This window comes from Burkholderia arboris (genome assembly GCF_902499125.1).
Lineage (GTDB): Bacteria > Pseudomonadota > Gammaproteobacteria > Burkholderiales > Burkholderiaceae > Burkholderia > Burkholderia arboris.
The window spans coordinates 70,926-86,259 of the sequence record NZ_CABVPX010000028.1 but is presented as its reverse complement, the minus strand read 5'-3'; the positions used below and the strand labels follow the sequence as shown (position 1 = coordinate 86,259).

The 15,334-nt window shown below is 55.6% G+C and carries 8 protein-coding genes and 3 pseudogenes; 7 read left to right on the top strand and 4 right to left on the bottom strand.

Translation table 11 applies throughout. The features are described 5' to 3' along the window. Nucleotides 1-115 precede the first annotated feature (115 nt). Nucleotides 116-1,027 carry a LysR family transcriptional regulator gene (locus BLA15945_RS28240; RefSeq protein WP_059242466.1) on the bottom strand — a complete coding sequence of 304 codons (912 nt, stop codon included), beginning with the start codon at nucleotides 1,025-1,027 and terminating at the stop codon, nucleotides 116-118. A 154-nt stretch (nucleotides 1,028-1,181) separates the two neighbouring features. On the opposite strand from BLA15945_RS28240, the gene BLA15945_RS28235 reads away from it, so the two are divergent. Together BLA15945_RS28235 and BLA15945_RS28230 are read left to right on the top strand one after the other, a co-directional pair. Continuing rightward, on the top strand, nucleotides 1,182-2,639 hold the full coding sequence (locus BLA15945_RS28235) for an amidase (protein ID WP_174993902.1): 1,458 nt from the start codon (nucleotides 1,182-1,184) through the stop codon (nucleotides 2,637-2,639). A 250-nt stretch (nucleotides 2,640-2,889) separates the two neighbouring features. Next, nucleotides 2,890-3,275: pseudogene (locus BLA15945_RS28230) on the top strand (transposase); the annotation flags it as partial. Between the two features lie 470 nt (nucleotides 3,276-3,745). Here BLA15945_RS28230 and BLA15945_RS28225 read toward each other — a convergent pair. Next, complete coding sequence (locus BLA15945_RS28225) at nucleotides 3,746-4,819, bottom strand: cytochrome-c peroxidase (protein WP_174993901.1); 1,074 nt, start codon at nucleotides 4,817-4,819, stop codon at nucleotides 3,746-3,748. A gap of 28 nt (nucleotides 4,820-4,847) precedes the next feature. On the opposite strand from BLA15945_RS28225, the gene BLA15945_RS28220 reads away from it, so the two are divergent. The 5 genes and pseudogenes from BLA15945_RS28220 to BLA15945_RS28200 form a co-directional block, all read left to right on the top strand. Continuing rightward, nucleotides 4,848-5,108: a hypothetical protein gene (locus BLA15945_RS28220; protein ID WP_174993900.1), complete on the top strand. Its 261-nt coding sequence runs from the start codon at nucleotides 4,848-4,850 to the stop codon at nucleotides 5,106-5,108. Nucleotides 5,109-5,285: 177 nt separating this feature from the next. Further along, entirely contained in the window at nucleotides 5,286-7,631 is a 2,346-nt protein-coding gene (locus tag BLA15945_RS28215; RefSeq protein ID WP_174993899.1) for an IPT/TIG domain-containing protein, read from the top strand. A 14-nt stretch (nucleotides 7,632-7,645) separates the two neighbouring features. Then, nucleotides 7,646-12,406, top strand: coding sequence for an RHS repeat-associated core domain-containing protein (locus BLA15945_RS28210; protein ID WP_174993898.1), 4,761 nt, complete (start codon nucleotides 7,646-7,648; stop codon nucleotides 12,404-12,406). Nucleotide 12,407: 1 nt separating this feature from the next. Further along, a complete protein-coding gene (locus tag BLA15945_RS28205) occupies nucleotides 12,408-12,995 on the top strand; it encodes a hypothetical protein (protein ID WP_174993897.1) in 588 nt (195 codons plus the stop codon). Nucleotides 12,996-13,207: 212 nt separating this feature from the next. Further along, nucleotides 13,208-13,792, top strand: a pseudogene (locus tag BLA15945_RS28200) (helix-turn-helix domain-containing protein); the annotation flags it as partial. Nucleotides 13,793-14,034: 242 nt separating this feature from the next. Here the strand turns inward: BLA15945_RS28200 and BLA15945_RS28195 are convergent. Next, nucleotides 14,035-14,297, bottom strand: a pseudogene (locus BLA15945_RS28195) (transposase); the annotation flags it as partial. A gap of 128 nt (nucleotides 14,298-14,425) precedes the next feature. Further along, a complete protein-coding gene (locus BLA15945_RS28190; RefSeq protein ID WP_407045119.1) occupies nucleotides 14,426-15,325 on the bottom strand; it encodes an amidohydrolase family protein in 900 nt (299 codons plus the stop codon). Between the last annotated feature and the right edge of the window lie 9 nt (nucleotides 15,326-15,334).

Genomic DNA, 15,334 nt, shown 5'->3' with positions numbered 1-15,334 from the left:
CGAAGGAGCGGATTGAACGCTGGCGACAGTTCTACAACGAACGCCGGCCCGATAGCGCGCATCGCTATCAACCTCCCGCCACGCTCGGTCGAGTCTGGCTATCCGGTGACTCAGGTCAGAGGCGGTGGTCGGTGAAACTCAGCTGTTCGCGGAGATAGCGGACGAACGCCTGCACCTTGGGCGACGGTGCGCGTTCTTTCGGGAACAGTACATTCAGATCCTGCGGTGGGCCTTTCCAGTCCGACAATACGCGGCGTAGCCGGCCCGCCTTGACGTCTGGCTCCATGCTCATGTCCATTGCCAGCATCAGGCCTTGTCCCGCCCGCGCCGCATCGAGGATCAACGCGGGATCGCTCGCGACGATCACCGGATCGAGGGAGTAGTGTTCCGGCTTGCGGCCTGGTTTGCGCAGCGTCCAGATGTAGCAGCCGGTGCCCTTGGCCTGATGCAGAACCAGGGCTGGGTGGTGGTGCAAATCGTCTGGCCCGGACGGCGCGCCGTGGACGTCCAGATACCCGGGGCTGGCATAAATCGATGTCGCGAAGCTGCCGAGGTGCCGCGCGACCAGACTCGAATCCGGGAGGATGCCGAAGCGTAGCGCGATATCCACGTCTTCGGCGAACAGGTCTAGCGGCACATGTGTAGCGACGATCTCGAGCCGAACATCGGGGTAGCGCGAACGGAAGCCGGCGATCAACGGGGCGATCCAGGTGACGCCGAACGAATACGGAAGGGTCACGCGCAGCCACCCACGCGGGCCGTCGCGCAACTGGTGCACCGCGCTTTCTGCCGCATCGAGCCGGTCGACAATCGCGCGGCATTGCTCGAAGTAGGCTGTACCCGCCTCGGTCAACCGTAGCTTGCGTGTGGTTCGGTGCAGCAACTGCGCGCCCAGATGGGTTTCCAGTTCCTGGACGCGCCGGCTAACGGTTGTCTTCGGAATTTGCAACGCGTTGGCCGCGCCGGTGAAACTCCCCGCCTGTACGACGTGGACGAAGACGAGCGTGTCGTTCAGATCCCTTGCCATGGATGCACTCTTGTAGGGAGCGGTCGTGACGATGGAGTGCAAGGCTAACACGTCCATTGTTCCATTGATGGGGCAATGCTTGCCACGACGACGGACTAATCGGCTGCGCGCCGATCCCCTATCTTCGGCGGTACCAAACCAACCGGAGCACCCCATGAATCTCACCGAATACACCGCCATTGACGGAGTCGGGCTGGCTAAGCTCGTCGCCGCCCGGGAAGTTACACCGGCGGAACTGGCGGAATTGGCACGCGTCGCGGCCGACGTCGTTAATCCAAGTCTCAACGCGATCGTCGAACATTGGCCGTTCGAGGCAAGCGGACGCGTGTCGCTCGACGGAGGTGGACCGTTGGCCGGCGTGCCTTTCCTGATCAAGGACATCGCAATCTCGATGGCGGGCAGGCGCCTCGAACTGGGTAGCCGCCTCGCGCAAGGATGCGTAGCGGCCGGCGATTCGGTTCTGATGGAGCGCTTTCGCGACGCGGGCCTGGTCACGATCGGCCGGACGACGACACCCGAGATGGCGTTCAGCACGACCACCGAGTCGACGCTTCAAGGGGCGACACGCAACCCGTGGCAACTCGGACTGAGTGCGGGTGGCTCGAGCGGTGGCGCGGCGGCGGCCGTCGCGGCAGGCGTTGTCCCCGTCGCACATGCGACCGATGCGGCGGGATCGATCCGTGTGCCTGCCGCGTACAACGGACTGTTCGGACTCAAGCCGACGCGCGGGCGCGGTTCGAACGGACCGGCGCTGGACGAAGTGTTCTCCGGGTTCGGCGTCCAACTGGGCGTCAGCCGTAGCGTGCGGGATAGCGCCGCGTTGCTGGATGCTGTGCAAAGCCGAGACGCGGCGGGCGAACCGTATGTCACGTCCGCGCCAGCGCATAGCTTCCTTTCCGAGGTTGGCCGTGAGCCGGGGAGGTTGAAGATCGGCTTGATGATCGACCCGTGGAACGGTGATCGCACCGATCCGGCGATCGCGGCTGCCGTCAGCGACACCGCGCGCCACCTCGAAGGGCTAGGTCATCACGTGAGCCTCGAGACGCCAGGTATCGGGGTGTCGTGGGAGGCGCTCGTGCAGGCGAACGCGACGATCTGGACGGCGACGATGATCGGCTGGATCGACAGCATCGCGGCGTCGACCGGTCGACCGGTCGACGCAACGACGCTTGAGCCGGCGACGCTGGCCTGCGTCCGGTACGGCCGACGGGCACGGGCGACGGATTACGCAGCCGCCCTGGATATCCGGAACACCGTCACGCGTGCGGTTGGTGCATGGTTCGAGCGGTTCGACGTGCTGTTGACGCCAACGTTGCCGCATGGCGCGCCAGTCATCGGCACCTACGCGCAGGGTTCTGAGTCAATGAATGGGCTCGAGTGGACGGATCGGGTGTTCCGACATTCGCCGTTCACGCCGCCGTTCAATGTCGCAGGCGGGCCGGCGATGTCGGTGCCGCTGGAGAGCGATCCGAAGACGGGGTTGCCAATCGGGGTGCAGTTCGCGGCGGGTTTCGCGCGTGAGGACAGGTTGCTGCGGCTTGCTGGGCAACTGGAGCAATCGCGGCCGTGGAGCCTCCGGCGGCCGGGGGTGTGGGCAGGGAGCCGAACATAACGGCGATGTCTGGCAAAGAATGAGGGACGGCGCACATCGTGAGGGCGCCGGCAATTTGGCGGCAGCAATGAACACTCGATGGAACCGCAAACGATTTCCGCGGATTGCAGGCGGATTCTGGACGCGGCCGTCGAGATGTAGCTCGGTATAACCAGTGAACGCGTCGGCCTGCAGCGCCTCAGCGATGACCATGCCTTGATTTCGCGTACAGCAGGAATTTTGTTAATCTCCTGTATGTACGGAGGGTTGCATGTCAGAGGGGTCAGTGCCGAAACGGCAATACACGGACGAGTTCAAAGTCGAGGCCGTCAGGCTTGCCGAATCCGTCGGTCAGCATGAAGCCGCGCGACGGCTCGGGGTCCCGATGGCGACATTAGCGAACTGGATGCGTCGTAGTCGCCGGGCTGACGGCGTTGGCGAGGCGGGTGCTCATCAGGCGGTCGCAGCACGGTCAGCTCGCCCGATTAGCGAACTGGAAGCGGAGAACAGTCGGCTACGCAAGGAATTGGCCAGCGCGAAACTCGATATTGAGATTCTCTCAAAAGCAACGGCGTACTTTGCGAGGGAGGCGCGGTGAAGTACGCCTGGATCGATACTTGCCGCGACCGGTACAGCGTCAGTCGTTTGTGCCGAATATGCCACCCATGGCAATTCTACCGATACGACCAATCACGTACATATCGAACGAAGGCCACTTCAGAAAGCCGGATGAGACCAGTCGGTCGTCAAGAATTTCAATGCCAGCCGCACTGATGGGCAAGCATCTGCATCACTTCTCCGGTTCAATGGGTAATCGATATCCACGGCCAGCTAAACCGAACACACACGCCCTCCGCTTCCGTCGACTTCCCTGCCCTCGTTGAAGAGTGAGGTCTCAACTGCGCACTCAAAGAGTTGTCTGCAACAGCTTTTTACTGAACTTCTGGTAAGCATAATCTGCTGTCCGAGATGGTTACCCCCTTCGTTTGGAAATGGAGAGTTCCAGCGTGACTTTGTCACCCAGAGCTACACCGTCATACAGTCAACAAGAGCAGGGCACTGACGAGTAGATCGCAGACGAGTTGACGGAGGTTGAGCTTGGCATGCCGGTCGCCGAGGCGACACAGTCACTCGGCGCCTAAGGACTCTACTTCGACGTTCGTTAGGGCTTCTAGGAATGCGACGAGATCACTCTTTTCGTCGGGCGTTAAAATAATGGGGCGGCGAGTCAAAGTTGTTCGATAGTAAATTTCCTGATCGATCGCGCCCGCAAGCGTTGCAATGCTTCCATCGTGCATGTAAGGAGACGTCAGTGCGACGTTTCTTAAACTCGGAGTGCGGAATGCTCCGATATCCTTGGGATCTAGCGAAACGACAAATCGACCAAGCTCAGCCACTTCCGGGTCACTAAGAACGATGTCCGACACGGTACGGCCAGTACGGCGAGCCGAGAATGCACGCTGAGCAATTTCTCCAAGTCGGGAATCTAGGGGTAAAAGCCCAACGTGTAACGCATGAAACTGGTTGTCGGTGAACATTGCCGATTTTTTCCCGATTAGGTGGCAAGCTGCACATTGTGCACGCCCTTCAAAAAGAAGCAGACCGCGCTTGGCGCTTTGAGACATCGCATCTTTGTCGCCCGCATAGGCGTAACGGTCAAAGGGGGAATTCCCGATCAGCAGCGTACGCTCATAGGCCGCTAGCGCCCGCGACACGTTCTCTGTCGTTATGTTTTGTTGGGCAGGAAACACCGCGGCAAATTCGGTCGGGTAACTTGCGTTGCTTTGGATGATCCGAATCAGCTGCGCTTCAGTCGTCAAGCCATGTTCCCGAACATTGAAGAGTGGTTCGCGTGCCTGTTGCTCTAGCGTGAGCTGCCTGCCATCCCAGAATTGGTTGGGCAGTAATGCCGCGTTCCATAGGCTGGGCGCGTTCCTGGTACCCATCTGATCGCCAATACCTAACGACTTTTGCAATCCATCGGTGAATGCGAGATTCGGTCGGTGGCAACTGGCGCAACTGATCGAGCCGTCCGCGCTGAGATGCTTGTCGAAGAAGAGTCTCCGACCTAGTGCGGCCATCCTCGGATTCACACCTTGGAGTACCTCTCGAGCATCAGGCGGGAGCCCAAGGAAATTGTCTTGTTGGTCTGCATGGAGGCGACTGGCCATACCCATCACAGTGAATGCAACGGCAATCATGGCCGAGAGCCGAAGGAGTGCGCACCGAGTGAAAGATAGTCTTTTCCTTGGATTAAAATTCATCAATCTAAGTGGAATTGAAATATTATTTCAAGAAATCGAATGTGTGCGTGCGGATGAATTTTTCGTTGCAGATATATTGTATGGAAAATTGCTCTTTGGTGCTTGCTCAATGTTGTATGAAGATTTCGACGCGCGGATAGGTTATGCTAGCCTTACTCGTCAAAAAGAGTCAGACCCAACTGAAATTCTAAATTTCCCCCCGGGGGGGGGCATGGTGGAAATTTGAATCGCCAACCGCGCATCATATGCGGTGTATCCATGCTCGGAAGCGAATCCCGTATCATCGTCTGCTAGTCACTTCTTATAGAGTTTGGTGGTATTGAAAAAATAGACTCATTTCGTTGAGCACACCTGCCCGCTTGACGGAATAAATCTAGCGAGGATCGCAATGCGGCGACGCTTATTGCGCACTATCCACATCGTGTGGATAGGCGTTGTATTGGTATGGATCGGGTTTTCCGGTGTTAGTATTGCCGACCCAATCAATTATTCCTATGATGAGCTCGGCCGACTTGTCAGCGTCGTTGATGGCTCGGGTGAGGCCGCCGTTTACGAATATGATGCGGCAGGGAATATTCTGTCGATTGTGCGCAAAAGCGGCCCGATATCCGTGCTATCCGTAACTCCACGGCAAGCTCCGGTCAATAGCATCGTGACCGTTTCGGGATACGGGTTTTCATCGGCCGCCAATGAGAATAGTGTGACATTTGATGGCGTGGCGGCCACGGTTGTCTCCGCCAGCCAAACTCAGTTGTTGGTTCGAGTTCCTTCGGGTGCGGCATCGGGCTTGGTGACTGTTTCCGCTCCGGCAGGCACCGCCGCTTCTCTCAAGACATTCTCAGTGAGCGTGGATGTCACACCAACTCTGACTAGTGTTTCACCAACTGTCGCGGCCCCCGGCGATGCTATTTCCATCCTCGGCAGCAATTTCCAAGCGACCAACGAACTCAACAACCTGTCGCTCAACCTGCGCAGCGCTTTCGTTCAATCGAGCACAGGTACAACAATCACATCATCGGTGCCGATGGGGGCAACCTCAGGTCGGGTTGGAGTGACCACACCGTTTGGGCGTGTCGACAATGGGCCAGATCTTTTTGTCCCTCCGAGTCCGTATACGGTGGCCTCGGTCGACTCGGTCGGACGCATGAATCTCGATGGACCAGGAACAGTGGCGGTCGGTGCCGCCGGGAAGATTGGGCTGAAAGTCTTCGATGGTCACTTTGGACAACGCGCCAGTGTCCTCATGAACAGTACGACGTTCACCAAATGTACGTTAGGATCCTTGCGCATCCTATCGCCGCTTGGCGAGCCGATTGCACAATCAAATCTTTGTGCCACCTCATTTACGGGTTCCTTTTCGCTGCCGGTGGATGGTAGCTATACCGTGCTAGTCCTCCCGGAAAGCAGCGACACCGGTAACGTTTCGCTGACTGCTTACGACGCAACCGATGCCACTGGTACGATTAGCCCCGGGGGATCACCGGTAGCTCTCTCAACAACCAAACCGGGACAGCAAATTTCGCTGACGTTCGCTGGCATTGCATCAAAACGAATTTCTCTGCTCGCCGGGCTTGACAGCAGTATGTCAAAGGCGTGCGTTTATTTTTCGATCACGTCACCGGACGGATCGACTTTGCTTCCAGAGAAACTGAGCTGTGGATCAACTTATTTCTCAGGAGTCCAACCGTTACCATCGTCGGGTAACTACACGATTCGACTCCGACCTACCGTAACCAACGTTGGCGCGGTGACGTTTACGCTCTATGACGTGCCGCAGGACGCAACCGCTGCGATTTCATCGGACGGCACGCCAGTGGGACTGTCAGTCTCGACGCCTGGTCAGAGGATGAATCTGACGTTTAATGGGATAACTGGCCAGAAAATCTCGTTGGTAGCTGACATCGCGTCGCCATTGTGGCAAAACTGCGAATACTTTTCCATTACCAGTCCAGACGGAAGCTTACTCCTCCCTCAAAAACTCAACTGCAATACGAGCTTCTTCAGTGGTGTGATAACCCTTCCATCCTCTGGAACCTACTCGATACTGTTGGCGCCTGCTTCGACGACAGTTGGGAGCGCAACGTTCAAACTCTATACCGTTCCGCCGGACACAACGGGAACCATTGTGGCGAATGGCACCCCCATTGGCATCGTTGTCTCCGCACCCGGTCAAAAAGGCAGCTTGACGTTCTCGGCCTCAACCGGGGACAGAATTTCATTGAACGTCAGTCCTGATTCAAGCATGGCGCAAGCCTGCCAAGGGGTCGCGGTCACCAATCCTGATGGGAGCACGGTTACAAGTACCAACGTATGTTTTTCCGGCTTCTTCAGTGGTGCAATTACGCTCGCTCAGACCGGTACCTACAAGATCCAACTCACACCGAGTGGAACGAGCATGGGTACCATGACATTTTCGCTATATGGCGTACCGCCAGACGTTACTGGGGTCATCTCCATTGGTGGAAGTGCGGTGCCAGTGACGCTGTCAACGCCGGGGCAATCGGCGGTACTGTCATTTAATGGACAAGCCGCACAGACCGTCAAACTGAGCGTCAACGTCAGCAAGACGTGCAACTACGTTGCAATCTACAAGCCGGACGGTACTGATCTCTTATCCCGTACTATGTTCTGCAGTTCAAACTATACGAGCAGTGTTCTGACACTTCCGATTACCGGAACCTATCAAATCAAGTTGACACCTTCCTCGACGAGCGTTGGGTCGGCAACGTTCAACTTGACTAATCAGTAAGCGGGGCGCTCGAGATGAACAGAAAGAAATTACTTCTCCATGTTGAGAGGATTCGGGCTTGGCCATACTGGATCTTGATGGGCGTGTTGGCCATATCCCAAATTTTCTCGCAGATTGCGGCTGCCGACGAAGTCGCCAGTTCAACAATTGCTTCGGCGATTTCTCGCGTGTCGCCCGAGTCATCCGAAGGTTCGTCAATCAAGACCTTTCCGACTAATGGTGCGATTGATGTTCCACTCGATGCCAAGTTGAGTGTTCAAGCTCCTAAGGCGTTTGACGAGACATCTCTGAGGCCCGGCGTCGTCACTCTGCTGGGCCCCACGGATGCCACTCCTATTGACGCCGAGTTTTCGGATGATCGAAAGAGGATTATCGTGCGTCCTCGAACCGAGCTGCGTCCGGCTGCGCACTACACGTTATTTGTTAAAGGCACGAAATCGCTGTCGGGCGAAGAGGTGCCCATGGTGACTGTGGGATTTTTGACTACTTCGCTATCCGGCAATGAATCGGTAGGTAAGGCTGTCGCGAACGACAAACAGCTCGACCGTTCAGCCGAAATCACCTCGACGGTTGAGAAAACAAAACTATGGACACCGCAAGCCATCAACCTGAAGGGTGATTGGCGTGTTCACAAAGGTAATTCGACCTATCAGATGCTGTCGCCCCTTGCGGGACGTCAAGGCGATACGGCGTTAGCCGGACAGGTCTTGTTCATGAATGGTAGTCCCGCCGCGAACGTCACGGTAAAGATCGGTGACCGTCAAACACTTACAGATCGTACAGGTCGATTTCTCGTATCAAGTTCCAACGGTGGCCTCCAGACGCTTGTAATCGATGGTCGAAGCGCGAATAGGCCAGGTCGTACTTTCGGATATTTTGAAGTGCTTGTGAATCTGGTCGCTGGACGGACAACGACCCTACCGTTCACGAGTTGGATGCCGGTGATAGACACGAAGCATTCTGTACGCTTTCCCTCGCCTACGACCGAGGAAATCGTTGTGAAGACGCCTTATATCCCGGGATTGCAGGTCCGTATTCCGGCGGGTACCGTTCTTCGCGATCGCGAAGGACACGTGATCAACGAGCTCTCGATTACCCCGATCCCCGTGGATCGCCCGCCGTTTCCGTTACCGACTCAGTATGTCCCCGTGTATTTCACGGTTCAACCGGGTGGCGCTCATCTCGAGGGCATCAACGCCGCAAGTGCACAAGGCGCTCGGGTGATTTACCCGAATTATCGTCATGATCCTCCGGGTTCCGTTCTCGATTTCTGGAACTACGACCCATCGGAAAAGGGCTGGTACGTCTATGGGCAAGGAAAGATCTCGCCTAACGGTGAGCAGATTGTGCCGAATCTGGGGGTGGCTATCTATGAGCTAACTGGCGCAATGGTCTCGGTGCCGGCGAATGCACCTGCTATCGGGCCGTCCCCGGGAGGGTGCACTGGAGGGGGGGGGTCGCCCGGTGCAGGGGGCACGCCAGGGCCGGCTAGTCCGGACGAGAGTTGTACTCCAGCGCCCCCCACCCCTGATCAGCCGGCCGAAAGTGGAGGTGGCGGCGCAGGTGGCGGGTGTGGCTCTCAAGGGGGGGATCCCGTGGATTGCGCGACGGGGCTCTTCATGCATGCCCGGACAGATCTTTCGATCCCTGGAATCATTCCTCTAGAGCTAACTCGCGTTTATCGGCAAAGCGACAACACTGTTCGAGCCTTCGGTGTCGGAACGAATGATCGGTATGACATCTTTACGATTGGGGACATCTATCCCTGGACATATCAGGATTTGATATTGCCAGACGGTGGCCGTATTCATTTCCCGCGGACTTCGCCGGGAACAGGCTATATAGACGCGGTGTATACCCACACATCGAGTCCGAGTGCCTACTACGGCGCCGCCATTTCGTGGACCGGATCTAACTGGGTCCTAAAAATGAAAGATGGGCGAAAGATGTATTTCGCCGAATGCACCGGCTGCAGTAGTGCGCGAAAGGCGGCGATGACTGCTTTCGATGATCGATTAGGTAATCACCTGAGCTTGACTAGAGACACGTATGGAAATCTGACACGGATCACGTCTCCTGATGGTCGATATATCAACCTATCGTACGACTCGGGGAATCGCATAACGCAAGCCGTCGACAATATCGGGCGTGTCGTTGGCTATCAGTATGACTCGCAGGGACGTCTGGCTTCCGTTACTGACCCGGACGGCGGTATCGAGCGGTACACGTACGACTCATTGAACAACATGCTCACGGTGGTACGGCCGAATGGCCAGACTATGGTGACGAATGTTTACGACGAAAATAATCGTGTCAGCAAACAGACGTTGGCGGACGGTGGGATCTATCAGTTCGCTTATGCGCTCGACACCTCTGGCAAGGTAACAAAGACGACAATCACCGATCCAAATGGCAACGTTCGAATAATGTCGTTCAATGCGAACGGTTATTCTACGGGGGGAACTTGGGGGTTTGGTAAGCCCGAGGCCCAGACGTTTAGCTACGATCGCGATCAGGCATCTAACCTTTTGCTTTCGTCTACGGATGCGCTGGGTCGAAAGACCAGCTATACGTACGACGTGAAAGGAAACATGACAAGTCGCACGTTGCTGTCTGGGACGGCGCAAGCCCTTACTTCAACTTTCACATACGACCCCACGTTCAACAGACTTAGCACTTTCACCGATCCACTCGGACACACTTTGAGCTACTTGTACGATCCGGTTGGAAATCGGATTGGGGTTACGGATGCACTGAATCGATCCTCAACCTATACGTTCAATCATGTAGGGCAACGCCTAACATCCACAGATCCGTTGGGCCACACGACCTCGTATCAATATCTCGGCGCAGACTTGATTTCGGTAGTTGACCCGCTCGGCCGAGCTTTCACGCGATATCTCGATGCGATCGGACGCCCTCTTTCTATTGTCGATAGCGTCGGCAATCGGACACTCTTCCGGTTCAATGCTCGAGGACTGTTGACGCAGGCCGCGGACGCGCAAGGCGGAGCTATCCACGCGACCTACGATGCCAATGGTAATCTCATGAGTTTCACGGACGCTCGAGGGTCCGTCACTCAGTTCACATACGACGCAAAGGATAGGTTAGCTAGTCGAACGGATCCGTTGCAAGCGACGGAATCATATACGTACGATGGCAATAACAATCTTATTCGGTACGTGGACAGGATCGGTAAGGTGGCCACCTATACGTACGATGCTTTGAATCGTGGCATCGCAGCCAAGTATGGGCAAACATTGGTGGGTGGAAATCTAACGGAACCGGACGCATCAGTAAATAGCACATATGATTATGGCGACCGCTTGACGCAGATAGTTGATACCGCTAGCGGGTCGATTTCGCGATCATACGATGGACTGGATCGACTACTTAGCGAGACGACACCAACCGGCATCGTTTCGTACGGATACGACGCGGCTGGTCGCCGAGTAACCTTTCAGGTTGGTGGGCAGCCTAGCCTATCTTATGGCTATGACGATGCTAACCAGTTGCTGGCTATTATCCAAGGAAACTCGAAGGTTGCGTTCACCTACGACGCTGCTGGTCGACCAAAAACGCTGACAATGCCGAATGGCATCGTCAAAACATATGAATTCAGTGCTGCGGACGAGGTGACGTCGATTGGCTACATCAAGGGCAGTACAGTTATTGGTGCGCTGTCTTACACGTACAACCCTAATGGTCAGCGAGTGGAAGCGAACGGTTCGCTTGCGACGACGCTGATTCCTGCAGGGATGTCGGGTGCAACTTACGATGCCGCCAACCGACTTGTAAACTGGGCCGGATCAACCAAAACCTATGACGCGAATGGGAATCTTGCTTCGGATGGGACGTCAACCTATCAGTGGGATTCGCGCGAGAGGTTAACTTCTATTGGCGGCAGCGTTAATGGTTCATTCTCGTATGATTCATCTGGCCGAAGGGTTGCGAAAACCATAAATGGATCTACAACAAATTTCGTCTACGACGGCGAAAATTTCGTACAGGAGCTAGCCGCTGGATCAGCTTCGGCGACGCGCCTAACAGGGTTATTGATAGATCAATTTTTTACACGCACAGATAGTTTGGGGGCGAGGATTGCTATCACTGATGCACTGGGTAGTACCCTTGCATTGGTGGATGAGAATGGTTTGACAAAAACCACATATTCATATGAACCGTATGGTGGTGCATCGACAGCGGGAGAATCAAATGCAAATTCCACCCAATACGCCGGAAGAGAGAATGATGGATCGGGGCTGTATTACTATCGGAATCGATATTACAGCCCACAAACTTCGAGATTTATCAGCGAAGACTCTATTGATCGCACGAATGGATCGGTAAACGCGTATGCATATGTTCGCGGAAATCCCCTCTCTTTTATTGATCCACTTGGTCTTTACGACATTGAACCGGGGCTCCAGCCGGTTTGTCCTGAGTGCGCACTAATCCCGATTGCGAGAGCTGGAAGAGTCATTGCAGATCTTTGGCCCAGACAGAAGGAACCACAGGCGTGCCCAGGCGCGGACAAGCAGTTTGGGAAGAAATTTGGCGAGCACAAAGACCCTGATTTACCGGGGTATCGAAACAGCAAGGAGTACCGCGATCTGGCGAATGACATATATAATGACTCAAACGCTACGAGAACGACATATCCCAAAGGTGCGCCGAAGTATTCGGGTGAAACACATGTTCAGAGCGGCAATAATTTACTGAGGCTTGACTCGAGCGGAAATTTCAGAAGCCTTTATCCTATAGGGAATCCATAAGATGGCCGAACACTTTAATATTTCGTTGATTTTAAGTGGCGTCGCGGATTCGACTTCGCGTCTAGATACCGTCCTGTCTCTCAGAGACATATATTCGTCGTTATTTGGTGATATCCAGGAGGTTTCCCTGGACAATTACAAAACGACGGAATCGGTACGCGAAGGTTGGCCCAAGGGGGAGGCTCTTGTAAAGACGGGGGCAAATATCCATGAACTCTTGTTTGTTTACGGAAATAAGTTGGGCTGGGACGGATCTCGCAGTAGCATTCATATTGACCAGAACGGTTTTTGTGAGGAATTTTTAATATCCTTACCATTGAAAGATGATGCCGATCTGTCTGACGTAGAATCTCTCTTCTTGGCAACAAAGGATTTTGCTGAAAGCATCTCAAATTCTTTCGTTTTGGCTGCCGGCTGGGAGTTTGAGTGCGAGATCTCCGAGAAAATTGACGATGTCTTGCTCGGCGCTCTTTCTGACGACTCGCTGTGCATGTGGGCCGCCTTCCCTAAGCAATTGATTTCGGGTGTACCTGAGAGATACTCAAAAGTAAGTGAGTCGGCGTCGACGATGTTGCTGAGTCGTGTGTAGATCGAACATGTCGACAAGTTTTGATTAACAGGGTGGATATACGTCGACATGGTACCCGATGAGCCTCCACCGATTTGTCCACCCCTTTGTCAATGGGTTGTTGATGTCCGCGCAGAACTGACCCACTAGAGCTCCAAATTTTCATCGAATTTTGACCCACGTGAATGTATCCCCTGCTCAATCTTTGAGCAGGGGATACAAAGGTGATCACGGTGGGCATATTGGCCAAGATCAGGCGGATGTATTTCCGCGAGAAGGTCCCGCTGCGCGAGATTGCGCGGCGTACGGGCCTGTCCCGAAACACGGTGCGCCGCTGGCTGCGGCAGACTGATACCGTCGAGCAGAATTATCCGAAGCGCGTCAGCCCGAGCGTCATCGACGACTGGGCCGCACAGCTGACAGGTTGGCTGCGTGCCGACAGTCATCGCCCGAAGCGTGACCGGCGCACCGCCCGGTTCATGTTCGAGGCGATCCGCGCCGAGGGTTACGCCGGCAGCTACGGCCGCGTGAGCGCGTCCGTGAGGCGTTGGCACGAGGGGCAGATTGAGGCGCCTCGCAACAAGGCCTTCGTGCCGCTCGCCTTCGAACCCGGCGAAGCCTTCCAGTTTGACCGGAGCTGCGAATACGCTTTTATTGGCGGGCTGCAGCGGCGCCTGGAGGTCGCCCACGTCAAACTTAACTCCAGCCGCGCGTTCTGGCTCGTCGCCTATCCCACACAGAGTCACGAGATGCTGTTCGATGCGAACACCCGCGCAGTCCAGAATGTAAGGCGCATATTGTCGCGTCCGCTGCACGATGGGCGATGTTCTGGTCGTCGCGTGGGCACGGCATGATCGCCGACTATTAGACAACTGGCTGAAGCGACTGACCGCGGAAAACATCGGCGCCCGAGCGCCCGGAAACGGCCCGAAGCCGGTGATGAGACGTCGAACATGGAAGACAGCAAAATTTCGTTTGTCAGCAATCCGGGTCTGATATTGGATCGCGTTGTTGGCGATCACGCAATTCGTCGATCAACATGCGTCGACGGGGCGAACCATACATTTTTTGCCAGGACGTCATGCAACATGGCCTTGTCCAGGCTCAGATCTGCCACCAGTCGTTTCAGCTTCGCGTTTCCTCTTCAAGCTGCCGCAGCCGGCGTAGTTCGGAGGGCTCCAGCCCTCCGAATTTCCTCTTCCAGTTGTAGAACGTCGCTTCGCTGGTCCCGAGCTTGCGACAGATCTCTTCGACCTTCGTGCCCAGCTCCGCCTGCTTCAGTGCAAACGCGATCTGCTCTTCGGTGAACTTGCTCTTCTTCATGGCATGGCCTTCGTGTCCGCTTGGACACATCACGCCGAATTTCTCTACTTCTGATCCGGACTATTTCTTGGGTCAGGGTCAACCGGCGAGTCCACCAACTTACGAGTGGTGTACTCAGCGCGGTACGGTCAGATCCGCCCCGAAGCCATTGGAAACAGCTTCAGCGCATTGTGACCAAGCTGCGACAATTGTCTGGAATCCAGCCCCGACGACAGGCGCAACATGCGCATGTTGCTCTCCATCGTGTCGAAGCATGTGCAAGGCACACCGCAGTCTGAGCCGTAGACGATATGATCGATTCCTGTCATTGCGACAGCGGGTGCGATCGTGTGAACGGATCCAGTCATAGCCGTATCGACGTACAGTCGTGCAAGCTGATTGCGCATTTCCGATTCGGTGAGCATAGAAGCGTTCCTGACCCACGGCTTGGTTCCTAGGAGTACTAACCTTGCAGACAAAGCGGGGAGGGCCGCCCCACAGTGCGCCAGGATAAATCTAACATCCGGATAGCGCCGAAAGATGCCTGTATACAGCATGTCGACTACGGTTCGCGTGGTTTCGAACGCGACCTCGAGTAGTGCGCTTGCACGCCCGAACATTCCGGGGCCATAGGCATTTGGATGTACAAACACTACGGCCTTCCTCCTGTTCAGTTCTGCCCAGACGGGTTCGAGGCGCGTATCGCTCAGGTACATGCCGTTGTAACAGCATGTCATTGCAAAACCGTCGGCCTGAAGCATCGTTGCGGCGTGTTTAATCTCGGCCAATGCCGCGTCCGGGTCGTTGGTAGGCAAGGCGGCGAGAAGACCGAATCGTGACGGATAACGCTTGACGATTGATGCACCAAAGTCATTTGATTTTCTGAGCATATCTGGTGCAAACGGGATGTTGCTTAGCATCTGCATACGAATGCCTAGTCTGTCCATTACATCCAGCGCGCGTTCTACGGACCAGTCAGGCGGCTTCGGCCCAATCCAGTCGTTATTCTGCATGGCATTCCAGCGTGCGTCGCTTTCAGCGGTTGTCATAGGCGGCGT

What these genes read in the sequence shown, in the direction of transcription:
- BLA15945_RS28240 (WP_059242466.1), bottom strand. Translation starts at nt 1,027, where the DNA reads ATGGCAAGGGATCTGAACGACACGCTCGTCTTCGTCCACGTCGTACAG.
- BLA15945_RS28235 (WP_174993902.1), top strand. Translation starts at nt 1,182, where the DNA reads ATGAATCTCACCGAATACACCGCCATTGACGGAGTCGGGCTGGCTAAG.
- BLA15945_RS28225 (WP_174993901.1), bottom strand. Translation starts at nt 4,819, where the DNA reads ATGATTGCCGTTGCATTCACTGTGATGGGTATGGCCAGTCGCCTCCAT.
- BLA15945_RS28210 (WP_174993898.1), top strand. Translation starts at nt 7,646, where the DNA reads ATGAACAGAAAGAAATTACTTCTCCATGTTGAGAGGATTCGGGCTTGG.
- BLA15945_RS28205 (WP_174993897.1), top strand. Translation starts at nt 12,408, where the DNA reads ATGGCCGAACACTTTAATATTTCGTTGATTTTAAGTGGCGTCGCGGAT.
- BLA15945_RS28190 (WP_407045119.1), bottom strand. Translation starts at nt 15,325, where the DNA reads ATGACAACCGCTGAAAGCGACGCACGCTGGAATGCCATGCAGAATAAC.